Genomic DNA, 25,001 nt, shown 5'->3' on the forward strand with positions numbered 1-25,001 from the left:
CCTAACGAATACCTAGAGCGATACGAGCGTAGCGACTCATCTTTTCAATAGTCCATGCTGGTGTCCAGACCAACTTAACCTCAGTCTTAGTGACTTCAGGTACTTCTTTCATAGCGTCATAGATTTGGTCTGTCAAAAGATCTGCCAAAGGGCATCCCATAGTCGTCAAGGTCATATCGATTTCAGTATAGCCGTCTTGTTGGAAACGGATATCGTAAATGAGGCCTAGGTTGACAATATCAATCCCCAACTCTGGGTCAATGACCATTTCTAAGGCTTCCAAGATACGGTCTTTGATTTTTTCAATTTCTTCTTCAGTGTATTTCACTTCAGACATAGCTTTTCCTCCAAAATCAGGACCTAACAATCAGGCCCCTTCCATTTACTATCTTAGTCTTCAATAAAGTCTTTAAGTTGTTTGCTGCGGCTTGGATGGCGCAATTTACGAAGGGCTTTAGCTTCGATCTGACGAATACGTTCACGAGTAACATTGAAGACTTTACCAACATCTTCCAAGGTACGCATCTTACCATCATCAAGACCGAAACGGAGACGAAGAACATTCTCTTCACGGTCTGTAAGGGTATCAAGCACTTCATCCAATTGTTCACGAAGAACGACACGAGTTGTGTAATCTACTGGATTTTCGATAACTTCATCTTCGATAAAATCACCCAAATGGCTGTCATCCTCTTCACCGATAGGTGTTTCAAGTGAGACTGGTTCTTGAGCAATCTTAAGGATTTCACGAACCTTATCTGGTGTCATATCCATACGCTCAGCAATTTGCTCAGGTGTTGGGTCTTGTCCCAACTCTTGCAAGAGGTTACGTTGCTCACGTACCAATTTATTAATGGTTTCAACCATGTGAACTGGGATACGGATGGTACGTGCTTGGTCTGCGATGGCACGTGTGATTGCTTGACGAATCCACCATGTCGCATAAGTTGAGAATTTGAAACCTTTAGAGTAGTCAAATTTATCAACGGCTTTCATAAGCCCCATGTTACCCTCTTGAATCAAGTCCAAGAACTGCATGCCACGTCCAACATAGCGTTTAGCGATTGAAACTACCAAACGAAGGTTAGCTTCTGCCAAACGTTGTTTAGCTTCCAAATCACCATTTTCAACAGCGATAGCCAATTCTTTTTCCTCTTCGTTACTCAAAAGAGGCACTACCCCAATCTCTTTGAGATACATACGAACAGGGTCATTGACCTTAGCAGAGTTTGAACCAAGAAGCTCCTCGTCTGTAAGCTCTTCTGGTTTTGGTGCCTCAACAACATATTTAGATGAAGGATTTCCATCTTTATCAGTGATAGAGATACCACCATCTGTCAAACGCTCCAAAAGGTCATCAATCCCATCAGCATCTAGAACAAATGGGATAACTAGTTTTTCTGTGACTTCATCATCAGTTGCTGTACCAGCTTTTTTGTGGTTACGAATGAAATCAGCGACTTGAACGTTAAATGCTGTATTTTGTTTTTTATTTGCCATGTATTACTCCATATCTCGTTTTTGGGCGATGAGCATTTGCAGAGCTTCCACCGCTGCATCCACATCACCGTGGTTACTTGATTCTCTTATTTGTTTACTTTGCTTACGGAAGTCCTGTTCCCTCAGAAAATGATTTCTACGCTCTTCAATAGCCTGGACTTCCTCTAAATTGGTTTCAGGCGGCAAAATCTCCTCTAAAACCTGATAATAGGCTGTTTGTACTTCTTGAGAAAGTAGAGACAAGGCTACCGTATCAATTTGACCGTCTTGCTTCAAAATCTGAAAGAGTTCTTCTAACTCAGGTGTTTGGAAGAAAAAGTCATCTCGCATACGATAGTCGTTTAAAATCATAGGATGATTAAGCATGCGATGGAAGAGTTGATTTTCCGCGCGACGAAGACCTGTAATCTTAGGTGTAGAAGGTAGTTTGACCGTCCCTCTAAATCCTGATGCTGAAGACTCATAAGCACTATTACTAGCAGCTGATAATTGAGCCGTCTGCTGATTTCTCATGGTCAACCGTTCGTTATTGACCGCTTGCTCGACTTGGAAAAAATCAAAGTCTGGCAAAAGGTCAGCCACCTTGGAAATGTAAGAATTTTGTGCCGTTACAGAAGGTGACTTAGCAATAATCTTTGCAATCTGCTCGACATAGGCAATCTCCGCTTGAAGATTGTCTACATTAGCAGGCTTGAGCTGTCCAATCCAAAATTCCACATCTGAAATGCGGGACTCAACCAAGAGTTTGCCCAAAGCCTCTTCGGAAGTTTTCTGTAGATATTCATCGGGGTCCATATTGTCTGGAATTTTAACAATATCAACTTGAAAATCCGATAACAGTTCCAGAGACTTGGCAATCGCATTTTGCCCAGCCTTATCACCATCATAGGTTAGAACAATTTTTTTAGTTAGTTTGCGAAGACGATTGACATGCTCAGGAGTCAGAGCCGTTCCCATAGAAGCCACTGCATTCGCATGACCAGCTCTATAGGCAGCAATAACATCCATGAAGCCCTCCATCAAATAGACTTCATGAGTCTTCTGAATCACTGGCTTAGCCTGATCTAAGTGGTAGAGTTCATAGGATTTATTGAAAATGCGAGTAGCTCTGGTATTTTTGTACTTAGCTTGCCCTTGTTCAATATCCTCCTTAGTCCAAACACGTCCTGAAAAACCGATTGTTTTTCCAAACTCATTTTTGAGCGGAAACATGATTCGATTTTTAAAAGTGTCGAAAAGACGATTACTTTCAGAAAGATTAAAAAGACCTGATTCTGTCAGCACCTCTTCATCGTATTTTTTGGAAACAGACTGATAGAGATAATCTGGTTCGTCAGGGGATAGACCAATCTGAAAGGCCTTAAGTAAATCGTCAGTCATCCCACGTTCATAGAGGTAGGCACGCGCTGCTTCTCCTATCTTAGTCGTCATGAGAACAGCATGGTAAAACTTAAGCGCATCCTCATGAAGATCATAAAAAGCTTGATTAGGAGAATTTTGCTGCTTGGCTTGTCTTGGCGCATCTATACTAACTGCGATACCTAGCCGATCTGCCAGAACCTTGACACTTTCTTGAAAAGAAACCTGACGATATTCCTCTAAAAATTTAAAGACATCCCCAGACTTTCCGCAACCAAAACAATGGTAAAACTGTCTGTCCTCAATAACGTTAAATGAGGGGGTTTTCTCCTTATGGAAGGGGCAGAGACCCAGGTAATTGCGACCTGCACGATTAAGACTGACAACTTCGCCAATTACGTCGACGATGTTGGTACTGCTCTTAATATCTTCTATTAAAGCTTTATCAATCACCATCTAATCGCCCCCTATCTTACCATAATTGCATTACCCCTAATTATAACACGATGAAAAATGAAAGTAAAATAAAATTGATTTTTCATGAGCAAATACCTTGTCAAGATTTACAAAATCGGATAAACTATTAAAAGTAAATAAAAGAAAGGATTCATTGTCAAAATGATTAAAGAACTTAAAGACTTTTTGTTCAAGGGTAACGTCCTTGATCTTGCTGTAGCCGTTGTTATGGGGGCTGCTTTCAACGCTATCATCACTTCACTTGTAAGTGATATCATCACTCCACTTATCCTTAACCCAGTTGTTAAGGCTGCTAACGTTGAAAACCTCTCTAAATTGTCATGGAACGGTATCGCATACGGTAGCTTCTTGAGCGCAGTTATCAACTTCATCATCGTTGGTACTACTCTCTTCTTCGTTGTTAAAGCTGCTAGCAAAGCAACTGCTCTTAGCAAAAAAGAAGCTGAGGATGCTGCTGAAGCAGCAGGTCCATCACAAGAAGAATTGCTCGCTGAAATCCGCGACCTTCTTGCAAACAAATAATCTTTATTTGTTCAACTAAAGACATATGAAACTTAAGACGTCTGAAATCTCAGACGTCTTTTTTGGTATCTCACGATTACTAACCGACTTCTTTATTCGATGAAAAGAAAAAAACTTGAGAAGACTCAAGCTTTTTTCTGTTAATTTCATTCTTAATTAGAATTTTTTACGTTTGCGAGCTGCCTCTGATTTACGTTTACGTTTTACAGAAGGTTTTTCGTAATGTTCACGTTTACGAGCCTCTTGAAGAGTACCAGCTTTAGTCACAGAACGTTTGAAACGACGAAGAGCGTCGTCAAGTGATTCGTTTTTACGTACTACTGTTTTTGACATTGAATTCACCTCCTCAAGATAATGTAACATTTTACACGTTCTATTCAAGTATACAAGACTCGCCTTTTTCTGTCAAGAAATATATTTAAGTTTAGGAATTTTTGCTATTACAGTTGACTTCTAAGTCTACTAAAACTATCCAAGTTTTTTCCTATACAAAAACTAGAGGAGGCATCTCCCCTAGCTACTGATTTATTCAACTGCTGTGTATTTAGAAGCATCCTTGATGTACTCGTCGTAAGTACCATCTGCTTTCAATTTCTTGACGACTTTGTTGACTACTTCTTTCAATCTTTCGTTGCCTTTAGCCATAGCGACTGCTTTTGCATCGCCATCATCAACTTTGAGGGCAACGCTTGCCAAAGCCAAATCTGAATTTTGTGCCACGTAACCTTCTGCTACTGGTTTTTCAAGGTCAACAGCATCAACTTGGCCAGATTTCACCTCGTTAATCGCCTCACCCATTGCTGTAAGTGATACGACTGTTGAATCTTTCAATTGTTTCTTAGCAAGGCCTTCTTCAATGGTACCTTTTTGAACTGCTACTTTCTTACCTTTGAAAGCATCAAGACTTGAGTAAGTAGACTCTTGATCTTTGCGAACGATGATAGCATTTTGTGTTTCGTAGTAAGGATATGAGAAATCAAAGGTTTTCTTACGTTCGTCTGTTACTGAGATACCTGAAATAGCAAGATCAGCCTTACCTGATTGAAGGCTAGAAAGGACATTGTCAAAGCTCATTGTTGTAACTTCAAGCTTAACACCGAGTTCATCAGCGATAGCTTGTGCCAACTTGATATCTGAACCAACTACTTGGTCTTTACCATCTACCAAAGTTTTGAACTCAAATGGTGCATAGTCTGGGCTGACAGCCACGACAAGTTTTTTATTTTCTTTAATGGATAAGTAAGCATCCTTTTTTGACCCACAAGCTACTAAAGTCACAGTAGCAAGGAGAGCCATAGCCCCAAGGAAAAGTTTTTTCATTTTCATAAGAAACTCCTGTATAAATATAATTTTTGCTCGTTTATTTTACTTAAAATTAGTGGTATTGTCAACATTTATTAAGAAATTGCGACAATTTTTCTAAGCCCTTTTGAAGAACTTCCTTGTCACAGCAATAACCGATGCGGACATGAGACTCCTTGTCAAAACGGTTACCTGGAACCACAAGAACACCATAGTCCTGAAGAAGCTCCAAAGCAAAATCTTCGATAGGACGATTCACATCTAGTTTGACGAAAGATGTGGAAACACTGGCAGGTCTAATCCATGACGCCTTAGGTTCCTTGGCAATCCATTCATCCATAAGAGCTAGATTTTCCTCTACAATCTGACGATTACGCTCTAGGATGGCTTCTTTATTTTCCAAGACAAGGGTAGCCACCATATCATCAAAGACACCCGCACAAATCATCGTGTAGTCACGGTAGTCACGCAGAATGTCCGCCACCTCTGTGTTAGAAGCAACCCAACCCACACGAATACCAGGAATGGAATAAGTCTTTGACAGACTATTGACGGCAATGCCCTTTTCATACAAATCTACAATAGAAGGCGTAGGCTGGTCAAAACTGCGATAGACCTCATCTGAGAAGATATAGGCGTCTACTTCTTTAGCGATAGCCACTAGCTCCTCGAGGTAAGCAGCGTCCATAAGGGCACCGGTAGGATTGTTGGCGTTGTTAATACAGATCATTTTGGTATTAGGACGAATGAGACGGCGGAGTTGGTCCAAATCAGGCAACCACCCCTTGTCCTCTTCAACCTCCCAGAGATCCACGTCTGCTCCTAGCGACTTAGGAATGTCATAGAGCTGTTGATAAGTTGGATACATGGAGATGACATGGTCCTCAGGCTCAATAAGCGCATAAAGGGCTAGCATCGTCGCTCCTGTAGCCCCATTGGTTTGGAGGATATTATCAACCGGCATGTTCTTGTATAAGCTAGCCACTTGAGTCTTAAACTCTGGTGACCCTTCAATCCAGCCGTAATCCATCTTTTTCTTTAGTAGTTGGGCAAAAAAGGCGTCTTTATCAAGGCCTGACAGGTCAAATAATTCTTCCATTGTGAGGGCCTTAATTGAAACTCCTGCGATATCATATATGGCAGATTTTTCATGGACATTAAGCCATTCTTCAACACCAAAACGTGGTAGCTTCATAGTTTCTCCTTGCTTTTCTTAAGCACTCTATACGATGTCATTTGTCTATTTTGACAGACTTACCTACTTTGATAATAACTGTTTTTAACAGAGAATTCAATAAAAAATGGGGTATTGCCCCATTTTAGATTTAAGAATTTTTGGAGACTCCTCTTAGGTGAACAAAGCCATCACCAAACGAAACTTTTCACTGTTGATGAAAGCACCTGAATTTTACTCTTTTCAGGTGCTCGGGAGTTTTAAATTTACTTACTTTGTTTGTAGGTTGATGCTTCTTTCAACCATTGGTCAAATTTCCCAGAGTCCTTAGTCTCTTTGATGACGGCATTGATTTCTTTAAGCAAGTCATCCGAACCTTTACGTGTTGCGACGGCATAAGCATCTGTGCTATCTGACTTGAGATTAAAGTTGGCAAGGGTTAAATCGTCATTTTGAGCGATATAACCTTCTGCAATGGCCTTCTCAAGTACAACTGCTTGAAGCTGCCCTGATTTGAGTTCGTTAATCATTTCACCATTTGAAGCCAGTGATACCACACTTGCCTTAGGGATTTGTTTCTTAGCAACGGTTTCTTGAACAGACCCTTTTTGCGTACCGACCGTTTGTTTTGCTAGACTATCAGTGCTTGTGTAGTCATTTACCTTGTCTTTTTTGACAATCACTACATTTTCTGACGTATAGTAGCTGTCTGAAAAATCATAAACCTTCTTACGTTCGTCTGTCACCGAAATCCCTGCAATGGCGATATCGGCTTTACCACTTTGTACGTTAGCAAGAACATTATCAAAAGACATCACGGAAAATTCAACCTTTACGCCGAGTTTTTCACCGATAGCTTTGGCCAACTCGATGTCTGCTCCAACTAGCGTATCTTTGCCGTTAACCAATGATTTGAACTCAAATGGTGCAAATTCTGATTCTGTTGCCACGACAATTTTCTTCTTTTCCTTAATCGTTTTAGGACTTACTCCCTGACTTCCGCTACAAGCAACTAGAAAGCAGGTAGCGACTAGAGCTGTAAGGATAAACCAAAATTTCTTCATATAATAACTCCTTATTTGCTAGAACTCTTAAGTGAAAGAGTGTAGGCATCTTGAACATAGCTGTCAATCTTACCTTCTTTTTTGAGTTTAGCGATAACCTTATTAACCTTTTCTTTTAGCTTATCGCTTCCTTTAGGCATTGCTACGGCATAGGCATCTTTTGAATCAGACTTGAGAGCAATGTCTGACACAGCTAGGTCGCTATTTTGGTCTACATAACCTTGTGCAATTGCTTTTTCAAGAACTACTCCTTCAACTTGACCAGACTTCAATTCATTGATAGCTTCACCAGGTTGTGCCAAGGAAACCACATTAGCATCTGACAAGTTGGCTTTGGCGATATTTTCTTGAATAGACCCTTTTTGAACGGCTACAGATTTTTTAGCAAAATCACCGGTTTGTTTGTAAGTTCCTGTCGCATCTTTTTTGACAACAAGAACCGTTTCAGACTCATAGTAAGTATCCGAGAAGTCGAAAATTTTCTGACGTTCTTTAGTGGCTGAGATACCAGAAATGGCAATATCTGCCTTACCAGATTGGACGCTGGCTAGGACATTGTCAAAGGACATTTCAGAGAATTTGACTTTCACACCAAGCTCATCTGCAATGGCCTTGGCAATTTCGATGTCTGCTCCAACAATAGTATCCTTACCATCTTGGATTGTTTTAAACTCAAAAGGAGCAAAGTGGGGATTAAGAGCGACAGTCAAGGTCCCCTTATCTTTAACTTTATCTAAAGTGTTAGTCGATGAAGAACAAGCCGCTAAAGCTGTCAAAGCAAAGACACTAGCGAGTCCCAATAAAAGTTTTTTCCATGGTTTCATAATCAATCTCTTTTCTATATTTATTAACTATGTAAGTATAATAATGTATTATTATTCATTTGTCAATGGAAAACTAGACTTTTATTGATTATATTTTTTATTTTTATTAATTTTTTGCTAGTCAATCACTCGGAATTTCCTTTATTTTAAGCCATTATATGTATTTTTTTAATGATAAAAAACTATTCATTCGCTTGAATAAATAGTTCATTTTATTACCAAAATTCTCGGATAAAGTCATTTTCGAGTCGCTCCCGATAGAAAAGTTCTGAGAGATTGTCTTCTTCAAAGACACGTAGTAGATTGAGCATGTCATAAGCTAAATCCATATTAGCTACCTCCTCTCGAGCAACCCAACGAACTTCGCCTTCTTCTGTTGAATGGAGTTTTCCTTCAAAATCCGAAGTTCTATAAAGGAATACTAGATAACGCTCATCATCTGTCGTGTAAAAATGCTTCATACCAACTAATTTAGGGTTTTTGATGGTCAAGCCAGTTTCTTCTTTAACCTCACGGATAACTGATTCTACCAGACCTTCATGTGCTTCGATATGGCCACCAGGTAGGGCTGCTCCCGACCAGTAATAACGCTTTGGATCGCGGATTTGCATGACAATATTTCCACGGCCATCTTCGATGAGACACATATTAGTTAAAATAGTTGCTTGTGAACGTGACATATATTTCCTTTCTTACTTATAATGCCTAAGTGATGTAACTAGCCTTAATCCATACTCTTCAGCTCAAGAACCATATCACGGATTTGAGCCGCCAACTCGAAGTCAAGCAGTTCTGCCGCTTCGTGCATTTGTTTTTGAAGTTTCTTGATGGCTTCTTGGCGTTCTTTCTTGTTCATAGCACTGTAGTCCACAGTATCCTCTGCCACTTCTGCTTCATTGACCTTGGTAATCGAAATAAGGTCCCGAATTTCTTTCTTAATCGTTTGCGGAGTGATACCGTGTTCCTTATTATAGGCCATCTGGATTTCACGACGGCGAGCTGTTTCATCCATGGCCTTCTGCATAGACTCCGTAATCTTATCCGCATACATGATAACGTGCCCTTCACTATTTCGGGCAGCACGTCCAATCGTTTGGATAAGCCCACGTTCATTACGAAGAAAACCTTCCTTATCAGCATCCAAAATAGCAACCAGACTAACCTCAGGAACGTCAATCCCCTCACGGAGAAGGTTAATCCCAATAAGAACATCAAAGACACCCAAACGCAAGTCACGGATAATCTCAGTACGCTCCAAAGTCTTAATATCAGAATGCATATATTTGACCTTGACACCCATTTCCTTGAGGTAGTCCGTCAAGTCTTCAGCCATCTTCTTAGTCAAGGTTGTTACAAAGACACGCTCACCTTTTTCAGTACGGGCATTAATCTCACCGAGAAGATCGTCCATTTGACCCATAGTTGGACGCACTTCGACTTCTGGATCAAGAAGCCCTGTCGGACGGATAATTTGTTCAACGACGGTCTCAGTCTGCTCCATCTCATAGTCACCTGGTGTCGCTGATACATAAACAATCTGATGCACATGACTTTCGAATTCTTCACGACGAAGGGGACGGTTATCAAGAGCTGACGGTAAACGGAAGCCGTAATCAACCAACATCTTCTTACGAGCTTGGTCTCCGTTATACATTCCCTTAATCTGTCCCATGGTCATGTGACTTTCGTCAATCATGATGAGGAAATCTTCTGGGAAGAAATCAAGTAAAGTAAACGGTGGCTCGCCTTCTTTTCGACCATCCATGTGGCGCGAGTAGTTTTCGACACCGTTGGTGTAACCCATCTCACGGAGCATTTCGACATCGTATTCTGTCCTTTGACGGATACGTTGAGCCTCGATGAGTTTCCCCTCGGCTTCAAATTGCTTAACCTGAGCCTCCATCTCTTCCATAATATTCTTGATGGCTTCTTCCATATGCTCTTCATTGGTCATAAAGTGAGTAGCCGGGAAAAGAACAAGGTGCTCAACTTCACCGAGATTACGTCCGGTCAGACTCTCAATCTCACAAATGCGGTCAATCTCATCACCGAAAAATTCGACACGAAAGGCGTGCTCATCACGGCTGGCAGGAAAAATTTCGACCACATCGCCACGCACACGGAATTTCCCACGTTGGAAATCAATATCGTTTCGCTCAAACTGGATATCAACTAGGTCATTTAGCAGCTTGTCTCGAGAAATCTCTTGGCCTGGTCGAAGGCTGACTGCTGAATCAGCATATTCTTTGGGCGAACCCAAACCGTAAATACAAGAAACAGAAGCCACAACGATAACATCATTACGCTCAAGGAGGGCCGACGTTGCTGAGTGTCGTAGCTTATCAATTTCATCGTTTACAGAGCTATCTTTTTCGATATAGGTATCTGATGATGGTACATAGGCCTCTGGCTGATAGAAATCGTAGTAGGAAACGAAGTATTCCACAGCATTGTCTGGGAAAAACTCCTTGAATTCTCCGTAAAGCTGACCTGCCAAAGTTTTATTGTGGGCGATAACCAAGGTTGGTTTATTCACGCGCTGGATGACCTGACTCATGGTATAGGTCTTACCTGTCCCTGTCGCTCCCTTTAGGATTTGAGCCTTCTCCCCACCTTCGATATTATCAACCAAGGCTTCAATGGCCTGAGGTTGGTCCCCAGAAGGTTCATATTTAGAAACCAAATGAAATTGGTTGTCTTCTTTTCTATCTATCATGGTTTTTCCTTTCATTTATGTAATCATTCATCTCTTGGTCGGAGAAAAATTCTCCTTCTGCGATAGGAATATGTATCATTCGTGTCTCAGCGACGTATTTGCGCTTTCTTCGTGTCTGATAACCGAGTTTTTTATCATATTTCAAGGCCGTTTTACTATCTTTGAAAAAAATGTATAAAACTCTATACCTCTTCCTTTCCCAAGACCTTATATTCCCGAAATCATCGATACGTTTTAGGATATAGTATATAGTTGATGAGTGTTTGGCATCATCCATTGGCGTTGACCAGTCCTTCATAACCAAGTCAATTTCAGACAGCGGAATCTCAAAGGTGACCCGCCCACATAATCTTCCATAATAAATAAAGGTATCATTGTTAATTTCCAAAATTTTTTTATGACCTTTAAGTCTCACAATACCATCAACTAAGTTAGTCAAAGCATGAAGAAATATTAGTAAAATGAGGAAGGCAACACAGTTATCCACAAAATTCCCAAAACGATAATCATCTATAAGAAACCAGCAGAATAAACCAGTGTAAGCGATAAGAAGTATAAGTCCATAGACAATCTGTACCCAAATCATACCTCGCTCAATCTTAACTATCATCTCTTCCCCTTTTCCAAACTTTCTTCTATTTTAACACAGAAGTAAAAAGACCGAGTCTTTGAACTCAGCCTTAAAAGTTTTCTTTCTTTAATTGTAATCGAAGAATGATGATACCTACCACCAGAACCACACAGGTAACGATATTCCCTTCTAGGCCAAAGGCTCCACCTGACAACCAATCAGGCACACCTGTCCTGGCCTGAAAGTGCAATAAGCTGCCGCCTGCATTCTGTCCACTAACTGACACACCAACTAGATTTCCTTGCGCAAAGTTCCAAGCACCATGAAGAGCCGCTACACCCCAGATATTATCTGTCTTGAGCATGTAAAGAGCCATGAGAACACCCACTAGAACAATACTGATGAGAGACAAGGCGGTAACTCCTTGATTTCCCAAGTGTAGCATTGAAAAGAGAGAACTTGAAATAGCAATTCCCCAAGAAAGGTTCAATCTATTAGTCACCGTCTGAAGCAACCAACCACGTGTCACCAGTTCCTCGGTTCCACCTTGGATAAACCAGAAAGGTATTAGGGAAAGTATGTATAAGAGGGTTTTCTGCGAAAAGTCTACCTTCACAAATTCTAAACCGCCTAGTAAATAAGTCCCAAGGAAACTAACTAACAAGAGCAAAGATCCAAGTCCCCAACCTTTAAGCAAGTTCAACCAAATATGACCCTTGAAAAATCCAAGTGTACGAATGGGACGTTTTTCAACAACTTTAACCCAGAAAAAGATAGCTAAGGCAGTAAAGGCAAAGGCTCCCAACTGAAAATACAAGGTTGAAAATATTTTATAGTAAATCGAATGTATATCCTGGAACTGAATGTTGCCATTTAATACTAAGAACGAAAGAACAATAGCCATTGGAATTCCCACAACAATCCCTGATAGAAATCCACTTATAAGGAAATAACCAAAGGCAATAAAACAGGACAGCATAATCATCAGCCAACTTGGGACTTTATCATATAGGCTAGTATATTTCTCAAGCATACGTTTCTTCATTTTTTAGCTCCTGTAACAAATCTTACATGTATTCGATTACAGTGTAACTAATTGACACAAGCTTGTCAAATTCTTCTAAAACTCTTCTCATATCTAACGAACTTTGTTACATTTCCTAACATCAAACTCCAAGAAGTTTGATAACAAGACCTTTTTTTGATAGAATAGGAAGGTATTTTATAAAGGAGACTTTTTATAATGAAGAAAAAACTTCTGACACTCTTCTTGAGTGTCATGTCAGTTTTCTTTGTTTTCGGAGCTAAGGCATCTGCCGAGACTATCTCAGTCGTTTCAGATACAGCCTATGCCCCATTTGAATTCAAAGATTCTGATCAGACCTACAAGGGTATCGACGTTGATATCATCAACGAAGTTGCCAAACGTAAAAATTGGGACGTTAACCAAACCTTCCCTGGTTTCGATGCAGCTGTCAATGCTGTTCAATCAGGCCAAGCTGACGCCCTTATGGCCGGTACTACTGTTACCGACGCACGTAAGAAGGTCTTTACTTTCTCAGACACTTATTACGACACCTCAATTGTTATCTACACACGTAGTAGCGATAAAGTCAGCGACTACAAACAATTGAAGGGTAAAACAGTCGGTGTTAAAAACGGTACCGCTTCTCAAACTTGGCTTGATAAAAACGCTAGCAAATATGGTTTCACAGTTAAAACTTTTGATACTAGCGACTTGATGAACAACAGCTTGGATTCTGGTTCTGTTGACGCAGCTATGGACGACACACCAGTTGTTAAATACGCTATTGGTCAAGGAAAAGACTACGCTATCAACATTAAGCCTGAATCTATCGGTAGCTTCGCTTTCGCTGTTAAAAAAGGTGGAAAACACGAAAATCTTATCAAAGACTTCAACGAAGCTCTTAAGGAAATGAAGAATGACGGCACCTACGACAAAATCATGAACAAATGGTTGGGTGACTCATCAAAATCTTCTTCATCAAAACCTTCAGCAGATCTTAAATTGACTGGTGATACCAACGCAAAAGCCACTCCTGCTAAGGAAACCTACACTATCTCAATGGACTCATCTTTTGCTCCATTCGAATACCAAAATGGTTCAGGTAAATATGTAGGTATCGACGTCGATATCATCAATGCCATTGCTAAAAACCAAGGTTTCAATGTCAAATTGACAAACCCTGGTTTCGATGCATCACTTAATGCTGTACAATCTAGCCAAGCTGATGCCGTATTGGCTGGTATGACCATCACTGATGCTCGTAAACAAATCTTTGACTTCTCAGATCCTTACTACACATCAAACATTCGTTTGGCTGTAGCTAAAGGAAGTAAGGTTAAATCTTACAAGGATCTTAAAGGTAAGACTGTAGGAGCTAAAAATGGTACGTCATCTTACTCATGGTTGGAAGACCATGCTGGTGAATATGGCTTTACTGTTCGTGCTTACGATGAAGCTTCTACTATGTACGACAGCTTGAACTCTGGTTCAATCGATGCTCTTATGGATGATGAAGCCGTTCTTCTATACGCTATCCAACAAGGGCGTAACTTTACAACACCAATTGAAGGTATTGCTACTGGTGAAGTCGGCTTTGCTGTTAAAAAAGGTGCTAATCCTGAGTTGATTGAAATGTTCAACAATGGTTTGGCTGCTATCGTGAAAGATGGTACTTACGATAAGATTATCAATAAATACCTCGATAGCAACAAATCAAAAGAAGGAAGCTCAAAAAAAGCTACCGATGAAACAACCATCGTAGGCTTGATCAAAAACAACTACAAACAACTCCTCCAGGGTCTTGGAATTACCCTTGGATTGACTCTTCTTTCATTTGCTATTGCCATGATTATCGGTGTTATCTTCGGTATGATGGCAGTTGCACCAAACAAGACACTTCGTGTGATTTCGCAAGTCTTTGTTGACGTGGTTCGTGGTATCCCATTGATGATTGTTGCAGCTTTCATCTACTGGGGTATTCCTAACTTGATTGAAAATATCACTGGTCACCAATCACCAATCAATGATTTTGTGGCAGCGACAATTGCCCTCTCACTTAACGGTGGTGCTTACATTGCCGAAATTGTACGTGGTGGTATTGAAGCTGTTCCTATTGGTCAGATGGAAGCTAGCCGAAGCTTGGGTGTCCCTTACAATACAACAATGCGTAAGGTTATCTTGCCACAAGCGGTTCGCTTGATGTTGCCAAACTTCATCAACCAATTTGTTATCTCATTGAAAGATACGACTATCGTATCAGCTATCGGTTTGGTTGAACTCTTCCAAACTGGTAAAATCATCATTGCTCGTAACTACCAATCATTCCGTATGTATGCGATCTTGGCCATCCTTTACTTGGTCATCATCACATGCTTGACGAAATTGGCTAAACGACTAGAAAAGAGACTTAAATAATGGCTGAATTGAAAATCGATGTGCAGGACTTGCACAAATCATACGGCGACAATGAAGTCCTTAAAGGCATTGACGCCAAATTCTACGAAGGTGACGTTGTATGTATCATCGGTCCTTCAGGTTCAGGTAAATCAACCTTCCTTCGTACCCTTAACCTACTTGAAACAGTGACATCTGGTAAAGTAGTCGTTGATGGCTATGAATTATCAGATCCTAAGACAGACCTTGACAAAGCCCGTGAAAATATCGGGATGGTCTTCCAACATTTCAACCTCTTCCCACACATGACAGTCCTTGAAAACGTAACATTTGCACCTGTTGAACTTGGACGTATGAACAAGGAAGAAGCTGATAAATTAGCTATGGATCTTCTTGATCGTGTTGGACTTGCTGACAAAGCCGATGCTACACCTGATAGCTTGTCAGGTGGACAAAAACAACGTGTGGCAATTGCGCGTGGTTTGGCAATGAATCCTGATATCATGCTCTTTGACGAACCGACTTCTGCCCTTGACCCTGAAATGGTTGGAGACGTTCTTAACGTTATGAAAGAATTGGCAGAGCAAGGTATGACCATGATTATCGTTACTCACGAAATGGGATTTGCTCGTCAAGTTGCCAACCGAGTAATCTTTACTGCGGACGGTGAGTTCCTCGAAGATGGTACTCCAGATCAAATCTTTGATAACCCACAACACCCACGTTTGAAAGAATTCTTGGACAAGGTTCTAAACGCCTAATTATCAAAACAGTTACTCTTGCTAGAGTAGCTGTTTTTGATTACCATTTTGGATAAGAAAAACAGAGCAAGTGCTAGACTTGCTCTGTTTCTTCATTTAGTTCAGGGTGTTTTGCTGCTTCTTCCCTTGCCAAGCGCTCACGCTCAAGACGGAGTTTTCGGTTAGGATTTAAGCGCGTAAAGAGTTCTTCAAGTTTCTTTGGATTCCAAACATCGGCCGCAGAAACAAAATTTCCATCTTTATCCCTGAAGGATATCGGTTTATCTCCCATTGTAAACCTCTTATTTCAATAATTTATTGTATTCAGCAGATATTTATATCACACTTAGCCACGCCACACAAGGCGGTCGAGTATACCGACTTTACGTAGTTAGTGAGGTGGATAGGCAGTCCGCTATAGCGGCTGCCGTAGACTATCAAGTGCTTCAGCACTTAGAGAGTCTTTCAACGTCAATCCACAAACTCAAACTCGAAGTTACCGATACGAACGATATCGCCATCCTTAGCACCACGTTCACGAAGCGCTTCATCAACTCCCATACCACGCAATTGACGTGCAAATTTCATGATAGATTCGTCACGTTCCATGTTAGTCATGACAAAGAGTTTTTCAAGTTTCTCACCAGAAAGTACCCATGAAGCATCGTCGTCACGGCTAATTTCAAATGGACGTTCATCCTCGTTAAAGCCGTAGTAAACTTCTTCTTGTTCCATATCGTCTTCGCTATAAAGCAAGAATTCATCAGTCTCATCAAGCAACTCTGCAGTAGCTTCCAAGAGATTTTCCAAACCTTGGTGAGCCAAACTTGAAATTGGGAAAATTTGTGGCAACTCATCAAATTCATCATAGTTAGCAGCCAATTTTTCCTTAAACTCTTTCAAGTTCTCCTCAGCCCCGGGCATGTCCATCTTATTAGCCACAATGATTTGTGGACGTTCCATCAAGCGAAGGTTGTAAGTTTCCAACTCTTTGTTAATTTGAAGATAATCCTCGTAAGGATCACGCCCTTCACTCGCTGACATATCAATCACATGAAGGATAACACGTGTACGCTCAATGTGGCGAAGGAACTGTGTTCCCAAACCAACACCCTGGCTAGCCCCCTCAATCAATCCTGGAAGGTCAGCCATAGCAAAACTCTCCCCTGACTTGGTACGAACCATCCCCAAGTTAGGAACAATTGTCGTAAAGTGATAGGCACCAATCTTTGGTTTTGCTGCGGTTACCACACTGAGAATCGTTGATTTACCAACGGATGGGAAACCAACCAAACCAACATCAGCCAAAATCTTCAATTCCAATTGAAGTTCACGTTCTTCACCTGGTTCACCATTTTCAGCGATTTCAGGAGCAGGGTTACGAGGTGTCGCAAAACGAATATTTCCACGTCCACCACGTCCACCGTGAGCAATGACAAACTCTTGTCCATCCTCAACCATATCAGTAATAACCTTGCCTGTCTCAGCATCACGAACTGTCGTACCAGGCGGGATGCTAACGATGAGGTCTTCAGCACCTCGTCCGTGCATTCCCTTGGTCATCCCTTTTTCGCCATTCTTAGCCTTGAATTTACGATTATAACGGAAATCCATAAGGGTACGCAAACCTTCGTCAACCTTGAAAATGACTGAGCCACCCTTACCACCGTCACCGCCCCAAGGACCGCCATTGGGTACATATTTCTCACGACGGAAGGCAACCATCCCGTCACCACCACGACCAGCTTTGACACTAATCTTGGCTGTATCTAAAAACATACTCATCTATATTTCTCTCTTTCTGATTTGTATGCCATGTACAAATTCAATCACAAACGAAAGAATTTCCGACATACACAAAAAAACGCTTGATAGCGTCTTAAAGGACAGCTGCGACTGCTTGGAAAATCAATGCCCCAACTGTTACTAATAGCATAATCAAAACGACCAATACTGTTAGACGTTCAAAAAATGATTTCTTACGTGGTCCGTTATCTCCAAATGCCACTTGAATTTACCTCGTTTTTTCTTCTAATATTTCACAATAATAGTAACAAAAATCTGCCTATTTCGCAACTCTTAGACTAGCTTAAGCCAAAGGAATTCCAAAAACCGTTAAAGCTTCCAACTCCTCCTCGGTCAAACGTCGCCAAGCACCGACTTCTAAATCATTGGGCAGGCTTAAAGGCCCCATACTTAGACGTTGTAACTCTGTCACTTCCTTACCACAAGCTGCTACCATACGCTTAACCTGATGAAATTTCCCTTCAGCAATGGTAATCTGAACCAGGCTAGTCCCAGTAGCCCTATCTACTGAAATAATCTCTAGTTTAGCTGGTTGGCAAGTGTGATCTTTGAGTTCAATTCCTTTTTCAAAAGCCAGAATATCCTCCTGATCCATGATTCCATCAACCTTAGCCTGATAAATCTTATCAACATGTTTCTTTGGAGACAGCATGGCGTGAGCTAAATCACCATTATTGGTCAAAAGCAGGAGACCGTGAGTATCAATATCCAAACGTCCAACAGGAAAGACCTGCTTATGTCTAGCTGTATCATCCAGTAAATCAAGCACTGTCTTGTGACGAGCATCCTCCGTCGCTGAAATGACACCATGAGGCTTATTTAAAAGATAGTAAACAAAGGTCTCGTGTGTTAATGCTTGACCTTGAAAAGCAATCTGGTCTTGATTTTCATCAATCTGAGTCTTGGGTGACGTCTCCACCTGACCATTTACAGTCACTTGTTTCTTTTTGAGAAAGGTCTTGACTTGACTGCGACTACCAACACCACAATCAACCAAAAACTTATCCAGACGCATCTATACTTCCTCCTTTATTGGAATCCAAACTTCCATTTCATAATCTTCAGCCTGACGATTTCCTGGTGGATAAACCTCTACAGTTGGCTGATTAATCATTTCAAAATGTTTCTTAGCATAATGAAAACTCTCCCAAACAGCTGCGGTTGAAGGCCCTCTAAGTTTAAAAACCGCATAAGTAGCCGGTGCAAGAGCAATCATTTCCATACTATCATCCTCACCAGCCAAGGCTGTTACATAAGTCTTACGACTGCCATCATTGATCCGAATACCATAAGTAGGAACAGCCAAATCATCTTGTTCTGCCAAAAAGGGCACCCAAAGAAAGTCTGTTGGCTTACCTAGTTCCTCGCCTTCAAAAGCCATCCCTGAAAAACTCAAAAAACCCTTTCGAACAACCTTCACATCATAACGAACAGTTACTAAATCCAGCTTTTGAATCACCTTTTTCAGTTTTGTCAGTTCAACTGGAACCTCATCTGCTAGAACATAGGAAATCTTTTCTACAAAAGCTTCTTTTTCAGCATTACCAGAACCTATAGGAACCAAGACCCAATCTTCTGCTGTAACACTTTGGTCTTCGCAAAGGTAGGTAAAGTGCTTTCCTCCTTCGTTAAAAGACACATCAGCTAAACGAAAAAGAGGTTCAGGCAAATCGACAACCACCATCTCAAGCCCCTTTGCTTGAAACAAGAGCTCTTGATCCCTTAAACGCACTTTCATAGCCAAGCTATCACTATCAATAGAAAAGCTGTTATCCAAGTCCATTACAGACTGAAAGAAGGCCTGGTGTAACCCTGAAAAAGTCCAGACAGCATGCCAACGACACATCATCTCATAATCATCAATGGTCACAAGAAGAGAGAGCTCCTGCTGGTCTGACGCATAAGAATAGGCTTGAACGCTCAATTGGTCTGGTGTCAGGTAGTCATTAACAAACACCGCAAAGTCATCCATGGTTTGAAAATCTGACATAAACGCTCCTTTTCTATTCCTCGACCGACCCTGTCACATACATGGTAAATGTAGCCCTTGTAAGAATTTTATTTTCCTGATTAGTAATAACAACTTCAACCACCTTAGTCGTCTTGCCATTATGAACACACAGGCCTTCAATTTTGAGTTGGTCAGACAAATGCCCTGCCTTGAGATAATTGATATTAGACTGAAGCGTCACTGCATAATCACCAGTTGAAATGGCCACGAGCCCTGCGACCTGATCACAAAGCGTAAACAAATAGCCCCCGTGAGCATTACCAAAATAATTCAGGGACTTCTCGACTACCTTAGTTGTCACAATGACATGTCCCGTTTCAAATAGTTCTTCTTGAAAATTCTCAAACACACGGATTTCATGTAGTTTGTCTTGCATAGCAAGCCCTCCTATTGTTGCTCATTCCACACCTAGTGAAATGACACGTCTTTATCTACTAGTATAACACGAAGTTCATAAAGGATAGTAAGCTTATTTGGCTAAGCTAATATCAACCTGAATATCTTCACGAAAAAGCTTCTTCACTCGGCAAAAATTATCCACAAAAGCCAAGAGTTCTTGCTCATTTTCCAAAATCAGATCCTCAGGTAAATGAATGGTAAGGGTGAAATGGTCTTCTTCATAGTTGGAATCAACCTGAATAGCAAACTCCTCGATTCCCTGATACTTGGCAAAATAACTCTGTAGACACATGGTCACACAGGAAGCCAAGGCAATATTCACCAAACTCATAGGTGTTTCCCCATCTTCCGTATAGCCAAAAAGTTCCACAGGTGCTCCATAACCCTCTGAAAGCGAATGGAAACGTTTGTCACCTTTAATTGTTGTTTGATACATCATATCACCTCAATCTTTTTTTATTATTATAACAAAGAGAGCCTTAAGGACCGAGCTGAACGCTTTTAAATATCTATCAAAAGAAGAAAAAGCGTAAGGGCTTTTAGCTCTTATTTTCCAATAGATTAGCCTTGTACAACACTGATATTACCAAGGAATTACAGTTGGGTAAAAACGACTGGAAGCGCTTTTAAAATTTCGTTTTTTCATTTAAAATGAATTTACTAAGAAAAAAGGGAGACTATTATGAAAACATTTTCTAAATTAACTTTAGCCTCTGTCTCAGTTCTTGCCTTGTTGACCTTAGCAGCATGTGGCAACTCTAAAGACAAAACTGACTCGTCATCTTCAACACCATCATCAAGTAAGGTGACCAAAGAATCTTCTTCAACTGATTCAAGTGCTTCAGTAAAAGTCAACAAAGACGGATCAACTGAGGTCAGCGACGGAAACGGTAACTCAGCAAAAACAAACGGTAATAATACTGTCGAAGCCAACGATAGCGAAGGTAACAGCGCAACAGTTGGTCAAGATGGCTCAGTCGACGTTAATAGCCAAGACGGTACAAATGTCAAAGTTGGATCAGACGGGACTGTCTCAATTGGTAACTAAATAAGATAAAAAAGGCTAGCTCTTCTGCTAGTCTATTTTTTAGGTTTAGATTGATGTAAACGCTTCCTGAAAGTGCTATAATAGGCGTGGAAATCCAAATTCAGGAGGTGAGACAATGAAAAATAAAATCATCTTGGGATGTTTGGCTGCAGCGACTTGTGAGATTCTCTTTGGGCTCAGTTTTATCTTTACCAAATCTATCACAGCACAGGTCAGTGACCTGGCTTTGATCTCTTGGCGCTTTGTCACCGCCTTCCTTTTTATCAACCTTTATTTTCTCATCAGTCGACGTCGGATAAACATTAACGGTAGAAATCTTAAACCTCTGACACGTATTGCCATCCTCAATCCAATAATCTATTTTATCTGTGAAACGATTGGCATTCGTATGACGACTGCTTCTGAAAGCGGAGCCTTCCTCGCCTGTATCCCAGTCGTTGCCCTTATCATGTCCAGCCTAATTTTAAAAGAATGGCCTAGCCGTTGGCAAGTGGTCGGTGTCATCACAACCCTTGTCGGTATTATCATGGCTGTCTTTGCTGCTGGCGGTTCTACTCACTTCTCCCTTGTTGGCTACTTGATTCTAGGGCTAGCAGTCATCTCCTACGCCCTGTATTGCGTTGATGTTGAAAGGGCAAGTCAATTCACCAGCCTTGAGATTACCTATTTTATGCTTGCCAGTGGTTGCCTGACATTTGGACTCTTTGCACTCAGCCAAGGCTTTCTAGCTGGCTACTTAAAAGAACTCTTACTTCTTCCTTTGACCAATCCAAAATTTACAATCACTATCCTTTATCAAGGCTTGGGATGTAGTGTTCTGGGCTATTTGCTATCAAATTTTGCCATCGCCAATATCGGGGTTAACCGAACAGCTTCCTTCATTGGGATTTCGACAATTATATCTATTCTAGCTGCTGTTGTCGTCTTAGGAGAACCCTTCTCGCAGCTACAAATTTTTGCAGGCATTTTAGTCGTCCTGGGCGTCTATGTGGCCAATAAAAACTAAAACTCTCGGGAATTAATCTTCCGAGAGTTTTTTAGTCTTAATCAAGCTCTGTTTGAATCAAAACGACGAGTTCTTCCTCATTAGGAATACTGCTAACCGCAGTCGGCTCAGGTAAAGGCTTATCTCCATACCCTTTAATAATATGTGATAAAAACACAGATGCTTTCGTCATGGCAAGAGGCAAAGAATCTGCCCTAATGCTACGACCAAAGTCAGGAAAACTAATTTGATAACCTTCCTCAATCGTGTGAAAAATCGCTGGATATTCGTATAACATGTCTCTTCCCCCATTTCAATACTAGACCCCTCTATGATAGGATGAGTTTGAGGATAAGTCAAATGAAAATCGTTATATTGGGAAATCAAACCATTTGAAACAAGGCAGCAAAGTTAAAATAAGGCTTAGTCCGTATTCAACTTGAAAAAGTGGCACCGATTCGGTGCTTTTTTGCTGCACAAAGAGTCCCTTGGAATTATCCAAAGGACTCTTTTTATCTGTTCTATTTCTTAACCTCATCCAAAATCTTAATCACCTTATACAAATCTGGTTCTGTGATTTGGTAAGGCGCTTGTTCACGGACAATTGGTTTGGCACAAAAGGCGATGCCGATGCCAGCTGTCTTAATCATAGGCAAATCATTAGCACCGTCACCCATAGCAATGGTTTGCGAGAGTTCGAGACCATTTTCTGCTGCCCAATCTTTGAGTTTGGCTACCTTGACATCTTTGGTGACAATGTCACCATAGACCTTACCAGTTAAGACACCATCAACCACCTCTAGGTGATTAGCCTTAACATAATCGATTCCTGCTTCAACTGCTAGTCTATCCACAGTCTCATGGAAACCTCCAGAAACCAAGCCTACCTTAAAGCCACGGGCGTGGAGTTCATCTACAAGTTCCTTGGCTCCCTTGTTGAAATGAATACGAGCGTAGACCTTGTCAAATATACTCTCTGGTAATCCCTTGAGGGTCGCCACACGCTCATTCAAGGCCTGTCTAAAATCCAATTCTCCACGCATGGCACGCTCTGTGATTTCAGCAACCTTTTGACCAACGCCTGCTTCTTCTCCCAATAAATCAATAACTTCTTCTTGGACTAGCGTAGAATCTACGTCCATAACTAATAAACCTTTAACTTCTGACATAATTACCTCGATTCTTCGATGTCTATATAAGCCTTCACTAGATTTAATTCAAATATGAAATGAAAAACGGACCTTACAAAAAAATCTGGACCGCAGTCCAGAATCTTTCTCTTACATACGAATTTGTTCGCGTGTCTTCTCGTAAGATGATACAAAACGATCTGTCACACCTGGTTCAACTGTTTCCAAGGCATAAGAGATTTCTTCCAAAGATGCATCATAATCATGATCAACCTCAAACAATTTAAGTGCATGCTCAAAGCTACTTTGAACAGCAGGTTCGAACGAACGGTAGCGGTTTGAGTATTGCAAGAGTTGCTCAGTCAAGGTTGCATTTTGAACAACCAAGTAAGCAGTCTCTTCCAAATGATCAATGGCGTTTTTAGATGTTTCTGTCAAACGCATTACCGCATCAATATTAATACGGCCACGGCTGAGTTCGTCCATAAGGGCCTCAATTTGAGCACTTGTTGAGAAGAAGACACTCAAGAAGGATTGAGGAATACCTGGCAGGTTACGTTTTTCCATGTAACGCTTGATAACATGCAATTTATTAACATAAACATCAAGCTCTTCACGTGCTTTAGCTTCGTTTTTCTCAATAGCCTGAAGATTTTCAAAGACCTCAACCTGACCATTTTCAACAGCTGACAAGGTATTAAGACTCTTTTCAAAGATTTTCTCAAGTTCTGAGAATGGTTTCACCTGAGTTTCAAAGTTTTCAAGGGTTGGAAGAACAGCTGTCTCCACACCTGAAATATCAGATGCAAAGCTACGAACATCTGCCGCATAAGTTTCATCGAAGATGTAAGTCAACATGAGACGCTCAAGCTCTTCTTGAAGTTTCTTGTTGTTTTCTTTAGCATGCTTGAGATAATCTGGCAAAACTTTCTTTTGACGCATAACAACCTTGTATGAGGCAATTTCACGTTCAAAAATGCTATACAAGTTGTCAATTTTTTCTTGAATCTCAGCGTTTTCTTCTTCCGCACGGTCTAAATCAAGAGAAACCAACTCACTTGAGTTTGAACGGATAGCTTCACGAATTTCTTGGAAGCGACGTTCGATATTTTTCTCAGGGAAGTGATAATTTTGCTCAATCAACTTGCGATAGCCAGATTCCAAATCATCCAACTGATCTGGGAAATCATCTTCCAACTTAGCTACAATAGCAGGAATTTTCTCTGAAATTTGACCCAATGCAATAGTGTGCTCTTCTGCACGATCCAAGATAGTAGATGCTTCAACAGGGTCACCTGATGAGTTAAGAGTCACGAATTCTGCAAACTCAGCTTCAATGTTTTTAAGCTGTTTATTGATTTCGGTCATGGTAGAACCGAAATTATCAGAGTTTTCCTCGATTGAGTTTTGCAACTCTTCGTACAAGTCTAGTGCATGCTTAACACGAGCACTGTTCTTTTCTTCTTGTTCTTTCAAGGTTGAGAGCGCCTCGCGGATAGACTTGATGTCTTCTTCCACAAGATCCAACTGACTCTCAATGTTATTAATTTCACCACTAGCCTTGAAGAAATGGAAGGTATCGTTCATATTTTCAGCTTCGAAAATATGATTTTCAATATCTGCGAATGAATTTGTCGAGATATCTATCCATTTCTGATTCCATTCACGGAAGGTTGTCTGACTTTGTCCAATCAAGTGAAGCTTTTTGACTTCTTCAATTTCTTCATTAACTGGCAAGTCAAATAATCTTTGCTTGCGTTCTTCAAGCTCTGCAATCCGCGAATCATTTCGTTTTCTAATAAGAATACCGACTAAGTAAGCGATAATTACGAGCATAACTACCACTACAATCAGTAAAACAATTCCGCTAGACATAGTTTCTCCTTAATCGTCTATTATGTTCATAAATGTAGAATAACATTACGATTATATCATAGTTATCCTAGCATTGC

27 protein-coding genes are annotated in these 25,001 nt (G+C 40.8%); 5 read left to right on the plus strand and 22 right to left on the minus strand.

What is annotated here, in order from left to right:
- Nucleotide 1: 1 nt before the first annotated feature.
- The 3 genes from A6J31_RS06565 to dnaG are packed head-to-tail and all read right to left on the minus strand — an operon-like array spanning nt 2 to nt 3,315.
- Entirely contained in the window at nt 2–337 is a 336-nt protein-coding gene (locus tag A6J31_RS06565) for a metal-sulfur cluster assembly factor (protein WP_002891474.1), read from the minus strand.
- Between the two features lie 53 nt (nt 338–390).
- Complete coding sequence (rpoD, locus tag A6J31_RS06570) at nt 391–1,500, minus strand: RNA polymerase sigma factor RpoD (protein ID WP_105291380.1); 1,110 nt, start codon at nt 1,498–1,500, stop codon at nt 391–393.
- A gap of 3 nt (nt 1,501–1,503) precedes the next feature.
- Nucleotides 1,504–3,315, minus strand: a complete 1,812-nt coding sequence (gene dnaG / locus A6J31_RS06575) for a DNA primase (RefSeq protein WP_105291381.1) — start codon at nt 3,313–3,315, stop codon at nt 1,504–1,506.
- 162 nt (nt 3,316–3,477) lie between these two features.
- Here dnaG and mscL point away from each other — a divergent pair, with 162 nt between their 5' ends.
- On the plus strand, nt 3,478–3,858 hold the full coding sequence (gene mscL / locus A6J31_RS06580; RefSeq protein WP_037611854.1) for a large conductance mechanosensitive channel protein MscL: 381 nt from the start codon (nt 3,478–3,480) through the stop codon (nt 3,856–3,858).
- Nucleotides 3,859–4,014: 156 nt separating this feature from the next.
- Here the strand turns inward: mscL and rpsU are convergent, their stop codons facing one another.
- From rpsU to A6J31_RS06625, 9 genes are all read right to left on the minus strand, one after another.
- On the minus strand, nt 4,015–4,191 hold the full coding sequence (gene rpsU, locus A6J31_RS06585; RefSeq protein ID WP_002884573.1) for a 30S ribosomal protein S21: 177 nt from the start codon (nt 4,189–4,191) through the stop codon (nt 4,015–4,017).
- Nucleotides 4,192–4,383: 192 nt separating this feature from the next.
- Nucleotides 4,384–5,178, minus strand: coding sequence for a transporter substrate-binding domain-containing protein (locus A6J31_RS06590; RefSeq protein ID WP_037601831.1), 795 nt, complete (start codon nt 5,176–5,178; stop codon nt 4,384–4,386).
- Nucleotides 5,179–5,245: 67 nt separating this feature from the next.
- Nucleotides 5,246–6,355, minus strand: a complete 1,110-nt coding sequence (locus A6J31_RS06595) for an aminotransferase (RefSeq protein ID WP_014634848.1) — start codon at nt 6,353–6,355, stop codon at nt 5,246–5,248.
- Between the two features lie 245 nt (nt 6,356–6,600).
- Nucleotides 6,601–7,398, minus strand: a complete 798-nt coding sequence (locus A6J31_RS06600) for a transporter substrate-binding domain-containing protein (RefSeq protein ID WP_070656491.1) — start codon at nt 7,396–7,398, stop codon at nt 6,601–6,603.
- A gap of 11 nt (nt 7,399–7,409) precedes the next feature.
- On the minus strand, nt 7,410–8,222 hold the full coding sequence (locus A6J31_RS06605) for a transporter substrate-binding domain-containing protein (RefSeq protein ID WP_070656488.1): 813 nt from the start codon (nt 8,220–8,222) through the stop codon (nt 7,410–7,412).
- Nucleotides 8,223–8,437: 215 nt separating this feature from the next.
- Nucleotides 8,438–8,902, minus strand: coding sequence for an 8-oxo-dGTP diphosphatase (locus tag A6J31_RS06610; protein ID WP_002884748.1), 465 nt, complete (start codon nt 8,900–8,902; stop codon nt 8,438–8,440).
- 44 nt (nt 8,903–8,946) lie between these two features.
- Nucleotides 8,947–10,938: an excinuclease ABC subunit UvrB gene (uvrB, locus tag A6J31_RS06615; RefSeq protein WP_041826694.1), complete on the minus strand. Its 1,992-nt coding sequence runs from the start codon at nt 10,936–10,938 to the stop codon at nt 8,947–8,949.
- Nucleotides 10,928–11,548 carry a hypothetical protein gene (locus A6J31_RS06620; protein WP_080610757.1) on the minus strand — a complete coding sequence of 207 codons (621 nt, stop codon included), beginning with the start codon at nt 11,546–11,548 and terminating at the stop codon, nt 10,928–10,930. The genes uvrB and A6J31_RS06620 overlap by 11 nt, the downstream gene beginning before the upstream one ends.
- A 70-nt stretch (nt 11,549–11,618) precedes the next feature.
- The gene (locus A6J31_RS06625; RefSeq protein ID WP_070576784.1) at nt 11,619–12,554 is read right to left on the minus strand and encodes a CPBP family intramembrane glutamic endopeptidase; all 936 of its coding nucleotides are present in this window, start codon (nt 12,552–12,554) and stop codon (nt 11,619–11,621) included.
- 198 nt (nt 12,555–12,752) lie between these two features.
- Between A6J31_RS06625 and A6J31_RS06630 the strand changes: the two genes are divergently transcribed.
- Together A6J31_RS06630 and A6J31_RS06635 are read left to right on the plus strand one after the other, a co-directional pair.
- Entirely contained in the window at nt 12,753–14,951 is a 2,199-nt protein-coding gene (locus A6J31_RS06630) for an ABC transporter substrate-binding protein/permease (RefSeq protein ID WP_080610759.1), read from the plus strand.
- Nucleotides 14,951–15,691 carry an amino acid ABC transporter ATP-binding protein gene (locus tag A6J31_RS06635; RefSeq protein WP_037601657.1) on the plus strand — a complete coding sequence of 247 codons (741 nt, stop codon included), beginning with the start codon at nt 14,951–14,953 and terminating at the stop codon, nt 15,689–15,691. Before A6J31_RS06630 ends, A6J31_RS06635 begins: the two co-directional genes overlap by 1 nt.
- Nucleotides 15,692–15,764: 73 nt before the next feature.
- Here the strand turns inward: A6J31_RS06635 and A6J31_RS06640 are convergent, their stop codons facing one another.
- From A6J31_RS06640 to A6J31_RS06670, 7 genes are all read right to left on the minus strand, one after another.
- On the minus strand, nt 15,765–15,962 hold the full coding sequence (locus tag A6J31_RS06640; RefSeq protein ID WP_002884415.1) for a hypothetical protein: 198 nt from the start codon (nt 15,960–15,962) through the stop codon (nt 15,765–15,767).
- A gap of 179 nt (nt 15,963–16,141) precedes the next feature.
- The gene (obgE, locus tag A6J31_RS06645; protein ID WP_002884694.1) at nt 16,142–17,455 is read right to left on the minus strand and encodes a GTPase ObgE; all 1,314 of its coding nucleotides are present in this window, start codon (nt 17,453–17,455) and stop codon (nt 16,142–16,144) included.
- Between the two features lie 94 nt (nt 17,456–17,549).
- A complete protein-coding gene (locus tag A6J31_RS06650) occupies nt 17,550–17,678 on the minus strand; it encodes a DUF4044 domain-containing protein (RefSeq protein WP_002884629.1) in 129 nt (42 codons plus the stop codon).
- Between the two features lie 81 nt (nt 17,679–17,759).
- Nucleotides 17,760–18,491 (minus strand): pseudouridine synthase, encoded by a 732-nt coding sequence (locus A6J31_RS06655; protein WP_080610760.1) that lies wholly within the window; start codon nt 18,489–18,491, stop codon nt 17,760–17,762.
- Complete coding sequence (locus A6J31_RS06660; RefSeq protein ID WP_080610762.1) at nt 18,492–19,466, minus strand: GyrI-like domain-containing protein; 975 nt, start codon at nt 19,464–19,466, stop codon at nt 18,492–18,494.
- Between the two features lie 13 nt (nt 19,467–19,479).
- Nucleotides 19,480–19,863 (minus strand): PaaI family thioesterase, encoded by a 384-nt coding sequence (locus A6J31_RS06665; protein ID WP_080610763.1) that lies wholly within the window; start codon nt 19,861–19,863, stop codon nt 19,480–19,482.
- A gap of 93 nt (nt 19,864–19,956) precedes the next feature.
- Nucleotides 19,957–20,322, minus strand: a complete 366-nt coding sequence (locus tag A6J31_RS06670; RefSeq protein WP_080610765.1) for an OsmC family protein — start codon at nt 20,320–20,322, stop codon at nt 19,957–19,959.
- Nucleotides 20,323–20,568: 246 nt separating this feature from the next.
- Between A6J31_RS06670 and A6J31_RS06675 the strand changes: the two genes are divergently transcribed.
- Both A6J31_RS06675 and A6J31_RS06680 read left to right on the plus strand, forming a co-directional pair.
- A complete protein-coding gene (locus A6J31_RS06675; RefSeq protein ID WP_080610766.1) occupies nt 20,569–20,934 on the plus strand; it encodes a histidine kinase in 366 nt (121 codons plus the stop codon).
- A gap of 115 nt (nt 20,935–21,049) precedes the next feature.
- Nucleotides 21,050–21,940: a DMT family transporter gene (locus A6J31_RS06680; protein WP_080610768.1), complete on the plus strand. Its 891-nt coding sequence runs from the start codon at nt 21,050–21,052 to the stop codon at nt 21,938–21,940.
- Nucleotides 21,941–21,977: 37 nt separating this feature from the next.
- Here A6J31_RS06680 and A6J31_RS06685 read toward each other — a convergent pair whose 3' ends face one another.
- The 3 genes from A6J31_RS06685 to ezrA form a co-directional block, all read right to left on the minus strand.
- On the minus strand, nt 21,978–22,217 hold the full coding sequence (locus tag A6J31_RS06685) for a hypothetical protein (protein WP_014634861.1): 240 nt from the start codon (nt 22,215–22,217) through the stop codon (nt 21,978–21,980).
- A gap of 223 nt (nt 22,218–22,440) precedes the next feature.
- On the minus strand, nt 22,441–23,088 hold the full coding sequence (gene serB / locus A6J31_RS06690; RefSeq protein ID WP_080610769.1) for a phosphoserine phosphatase SerB: 648 nt from the start codon (nt 23,086–23,088) through the stop codon (nt 22,441–22,443).
- Between the two features lie 111 nt (nt 23,089–23,199).
- Nucleotides 23,200–24,924: a septation ring formation regulator EzrA gene (gene ezrA, locus A6J31_RS06695; RefSeq protein WP_080610770.1), complete on the minus strand. Its 1,725-nt coding sequence runs from the start codon at nt 24,922–24,924 to the stop codon at nt 23,200–23,202.
- Nucleotides 24,925–25,001 lie beyond the last annotated feature (77 nt).

The organism is Streptococcus sp. FDAARGOS_192 (assembly GCF_002073815.2).
In the GTDB taxonomy this organism is placed as follows: Bacteria; Bacillota; Bacilli; order Lactobacillales; family Streptococcaceae; genus Streptococcus; species Streptococcus salivarius_H.

Bases quoted from the DNA above. Each gene is read 5' to 3' on its own strand.
- A6J31_RS06620 (WP_080610757.1), bottom strand. From the start codon at position 11,548: ATGATAGTTAAGATTGAGCGAGGTATGATTTGGGTACAGATTGTCTAT.
- A6J31_RS06685 (WP_014634861.1), bottom strand. From the start codon at position 22,217: ATGTTATACGAATATCCAGCGATTTTTCACACGATTGAGGAAGGTTAT.
- A6J31_RS06640 (WP_002884415.1), bottom strand. From the start codon at position 15,962: ATGGGAGATAAACCGATATCCTTCAGGGATAAAGATGGAAATTTTGTT.
- A6J31_RS06665 (WP_080610763.1), bottom strand. From the start codon at position 19,863: ATGCAAGACAAACTACATGAAATCCGTGTGTTTGAGAATTTTCAAGAA.
- A6J31_RS06610 (WP_002884748.1), bottom strand. From the start codon at position 8,902: ATGTCACGTTCACAAGCAACTATTTTAACTAATATGTGTCTCATCGAA.
- rpoD (WP_105291380.1), bottom strand. From the start codon at position 1,500: ATGGCAAATAAAAAACAAAATACAGCATTTAACGTTCAAGTCGCTGAT.
- A6J31_RS06625 (WP_070576784.1), bottom strand. From the start codon at position 12,554: ATGAAGAAACGTATGCTTGAGAAATATACTAGCCTATATGATAAAGTC.
- A6J31_RS06605 (WP_070656488.1), bottom strand. From the start codon at position 8,222: ATGAAACCATGGAAAAAACTTTTATTGGGACTCGCTAGTGTCTTTGCT.
- A6J31_RS06660 (WP_080610762.1), bottom strand. From the start codon at position 19,466: ATGTCAGATTTTCAAACCATGGATGACTTTGCGGTGTTTGTTAATGAC.
- uvrB (WP_041826694.1), bottom strand. From the start codon at position 10,938: ATGATAGATAGAAAAGAAGACAACCAATTTCATTTGGTTTCTAAATAT.
- A6J31_RS06680 (WP_080610768.1), top strand. From the start codon at position 21,050: ATGAAAAATAAAATCATCTTGGGATGTTTGGCTGCAGCGACTTGTGAG.
- A6J31_RS06590 (WP_037601831.1), bottom strand. From the start codon at position 5,178: ATGAAAAAACTTTTCCTTGGGGCTATGGCTCTCCTTGCTACTGTGACT.
- A6J31_RS06635 (WP_037601657.1), top strand. From the start codon at position 14,951: ATGGCTGAATTGAAAATCGATGTGCAGGACTTGCACAAATCATACGGC.
- rpsU (WP_002884573.1), bottom strand. From the start codon at position 4,191: ATGTCAAAAACAGTAGTACGTAAAAACGAATCACTTGACGACGCTCTT.
- serB (WP_080610769.1), bottom strand. From the start codon at position 23,088: ATGTCAGAAGTTAAAGGTTTATTAGTTATGGACGTAGATTCTACGCTA.
- mscL (WP_037611854.1), top strand. From the start codon at position 3,478: ATGATTAAAGAACTTAAAGACTTTTTGTTCAAGGGTAACGTCCTTGAT.
- A6J31_RS06595 (WP_014634848.1), bottom strand. From the start codon at position 6,355: ATGAAGCTACCACGTTTTGGTGTTGAAGAATGGCTTAATGTCCATGAA.
- A6J31_RS06565 (WP_002891474.1), bottom strand. From the start codon at position 337: ATGTCTGAAGTGAAATACACTGAAGAAGAAATTGAAAAAATCAAAGAC.
- A6J31_RS06675 (WP_080610766.1), top strand. From the start codon at position 20,569: ATGAAAACATTTTCTAAATTAACTTTAGCCTCTGTCTCAGTTCTTGCC.
- A6J31_RS06630 (WP_080610759.1), top strand. From the start codon at position 12,753: ATGAAGAAAAAACTTCTGACACTCTTCTTGAGTGTCATGTCAGTTTTC.
- A6J31_RS06655 (WP_080610760.1), bottom strand. From the start codon at position 18,491: ATGCGTCTGGATAAGTTTTTGGTTGATTGTGGTGTTGGTAGTCGCAGT.
- obgE (WP_002884694.1), bottom strand. From the start codon at position 17,455: ATGAGTATGTTTTTAGATACAGCCAAGATTAGTGTCAAAGCTGGTCGT.
- A6J31_RS06600 (WP_070656491.1), bottom strand. From the start codon at position 7,398: ATGAAGAAATTTTGGTTTATCCTTACAGCTCTAGTCGCTACCTGCTTT.
- dnaG (WP_105291381.1), bottom strand. From the start codon at position 3,315: ATGGTGATTGATAAAGCTTTAATAGAAGATATTAAGAGCAGTACCAAC.
- A6J31_RS06670 (WP_080610765.1), bottom strand. From the start codon at position 20,322: ATGTATCAAACAACAATTAAAGGTGACAAACGTTTCCATTCGCTTTCA.
- ezrA (WP_080610770.1), bottom strand. From the start codon at position 24,924: ATGTCTAGCGGAATTGTTTTACTGATTGTAGTGGTAGTTATGCTCGTA.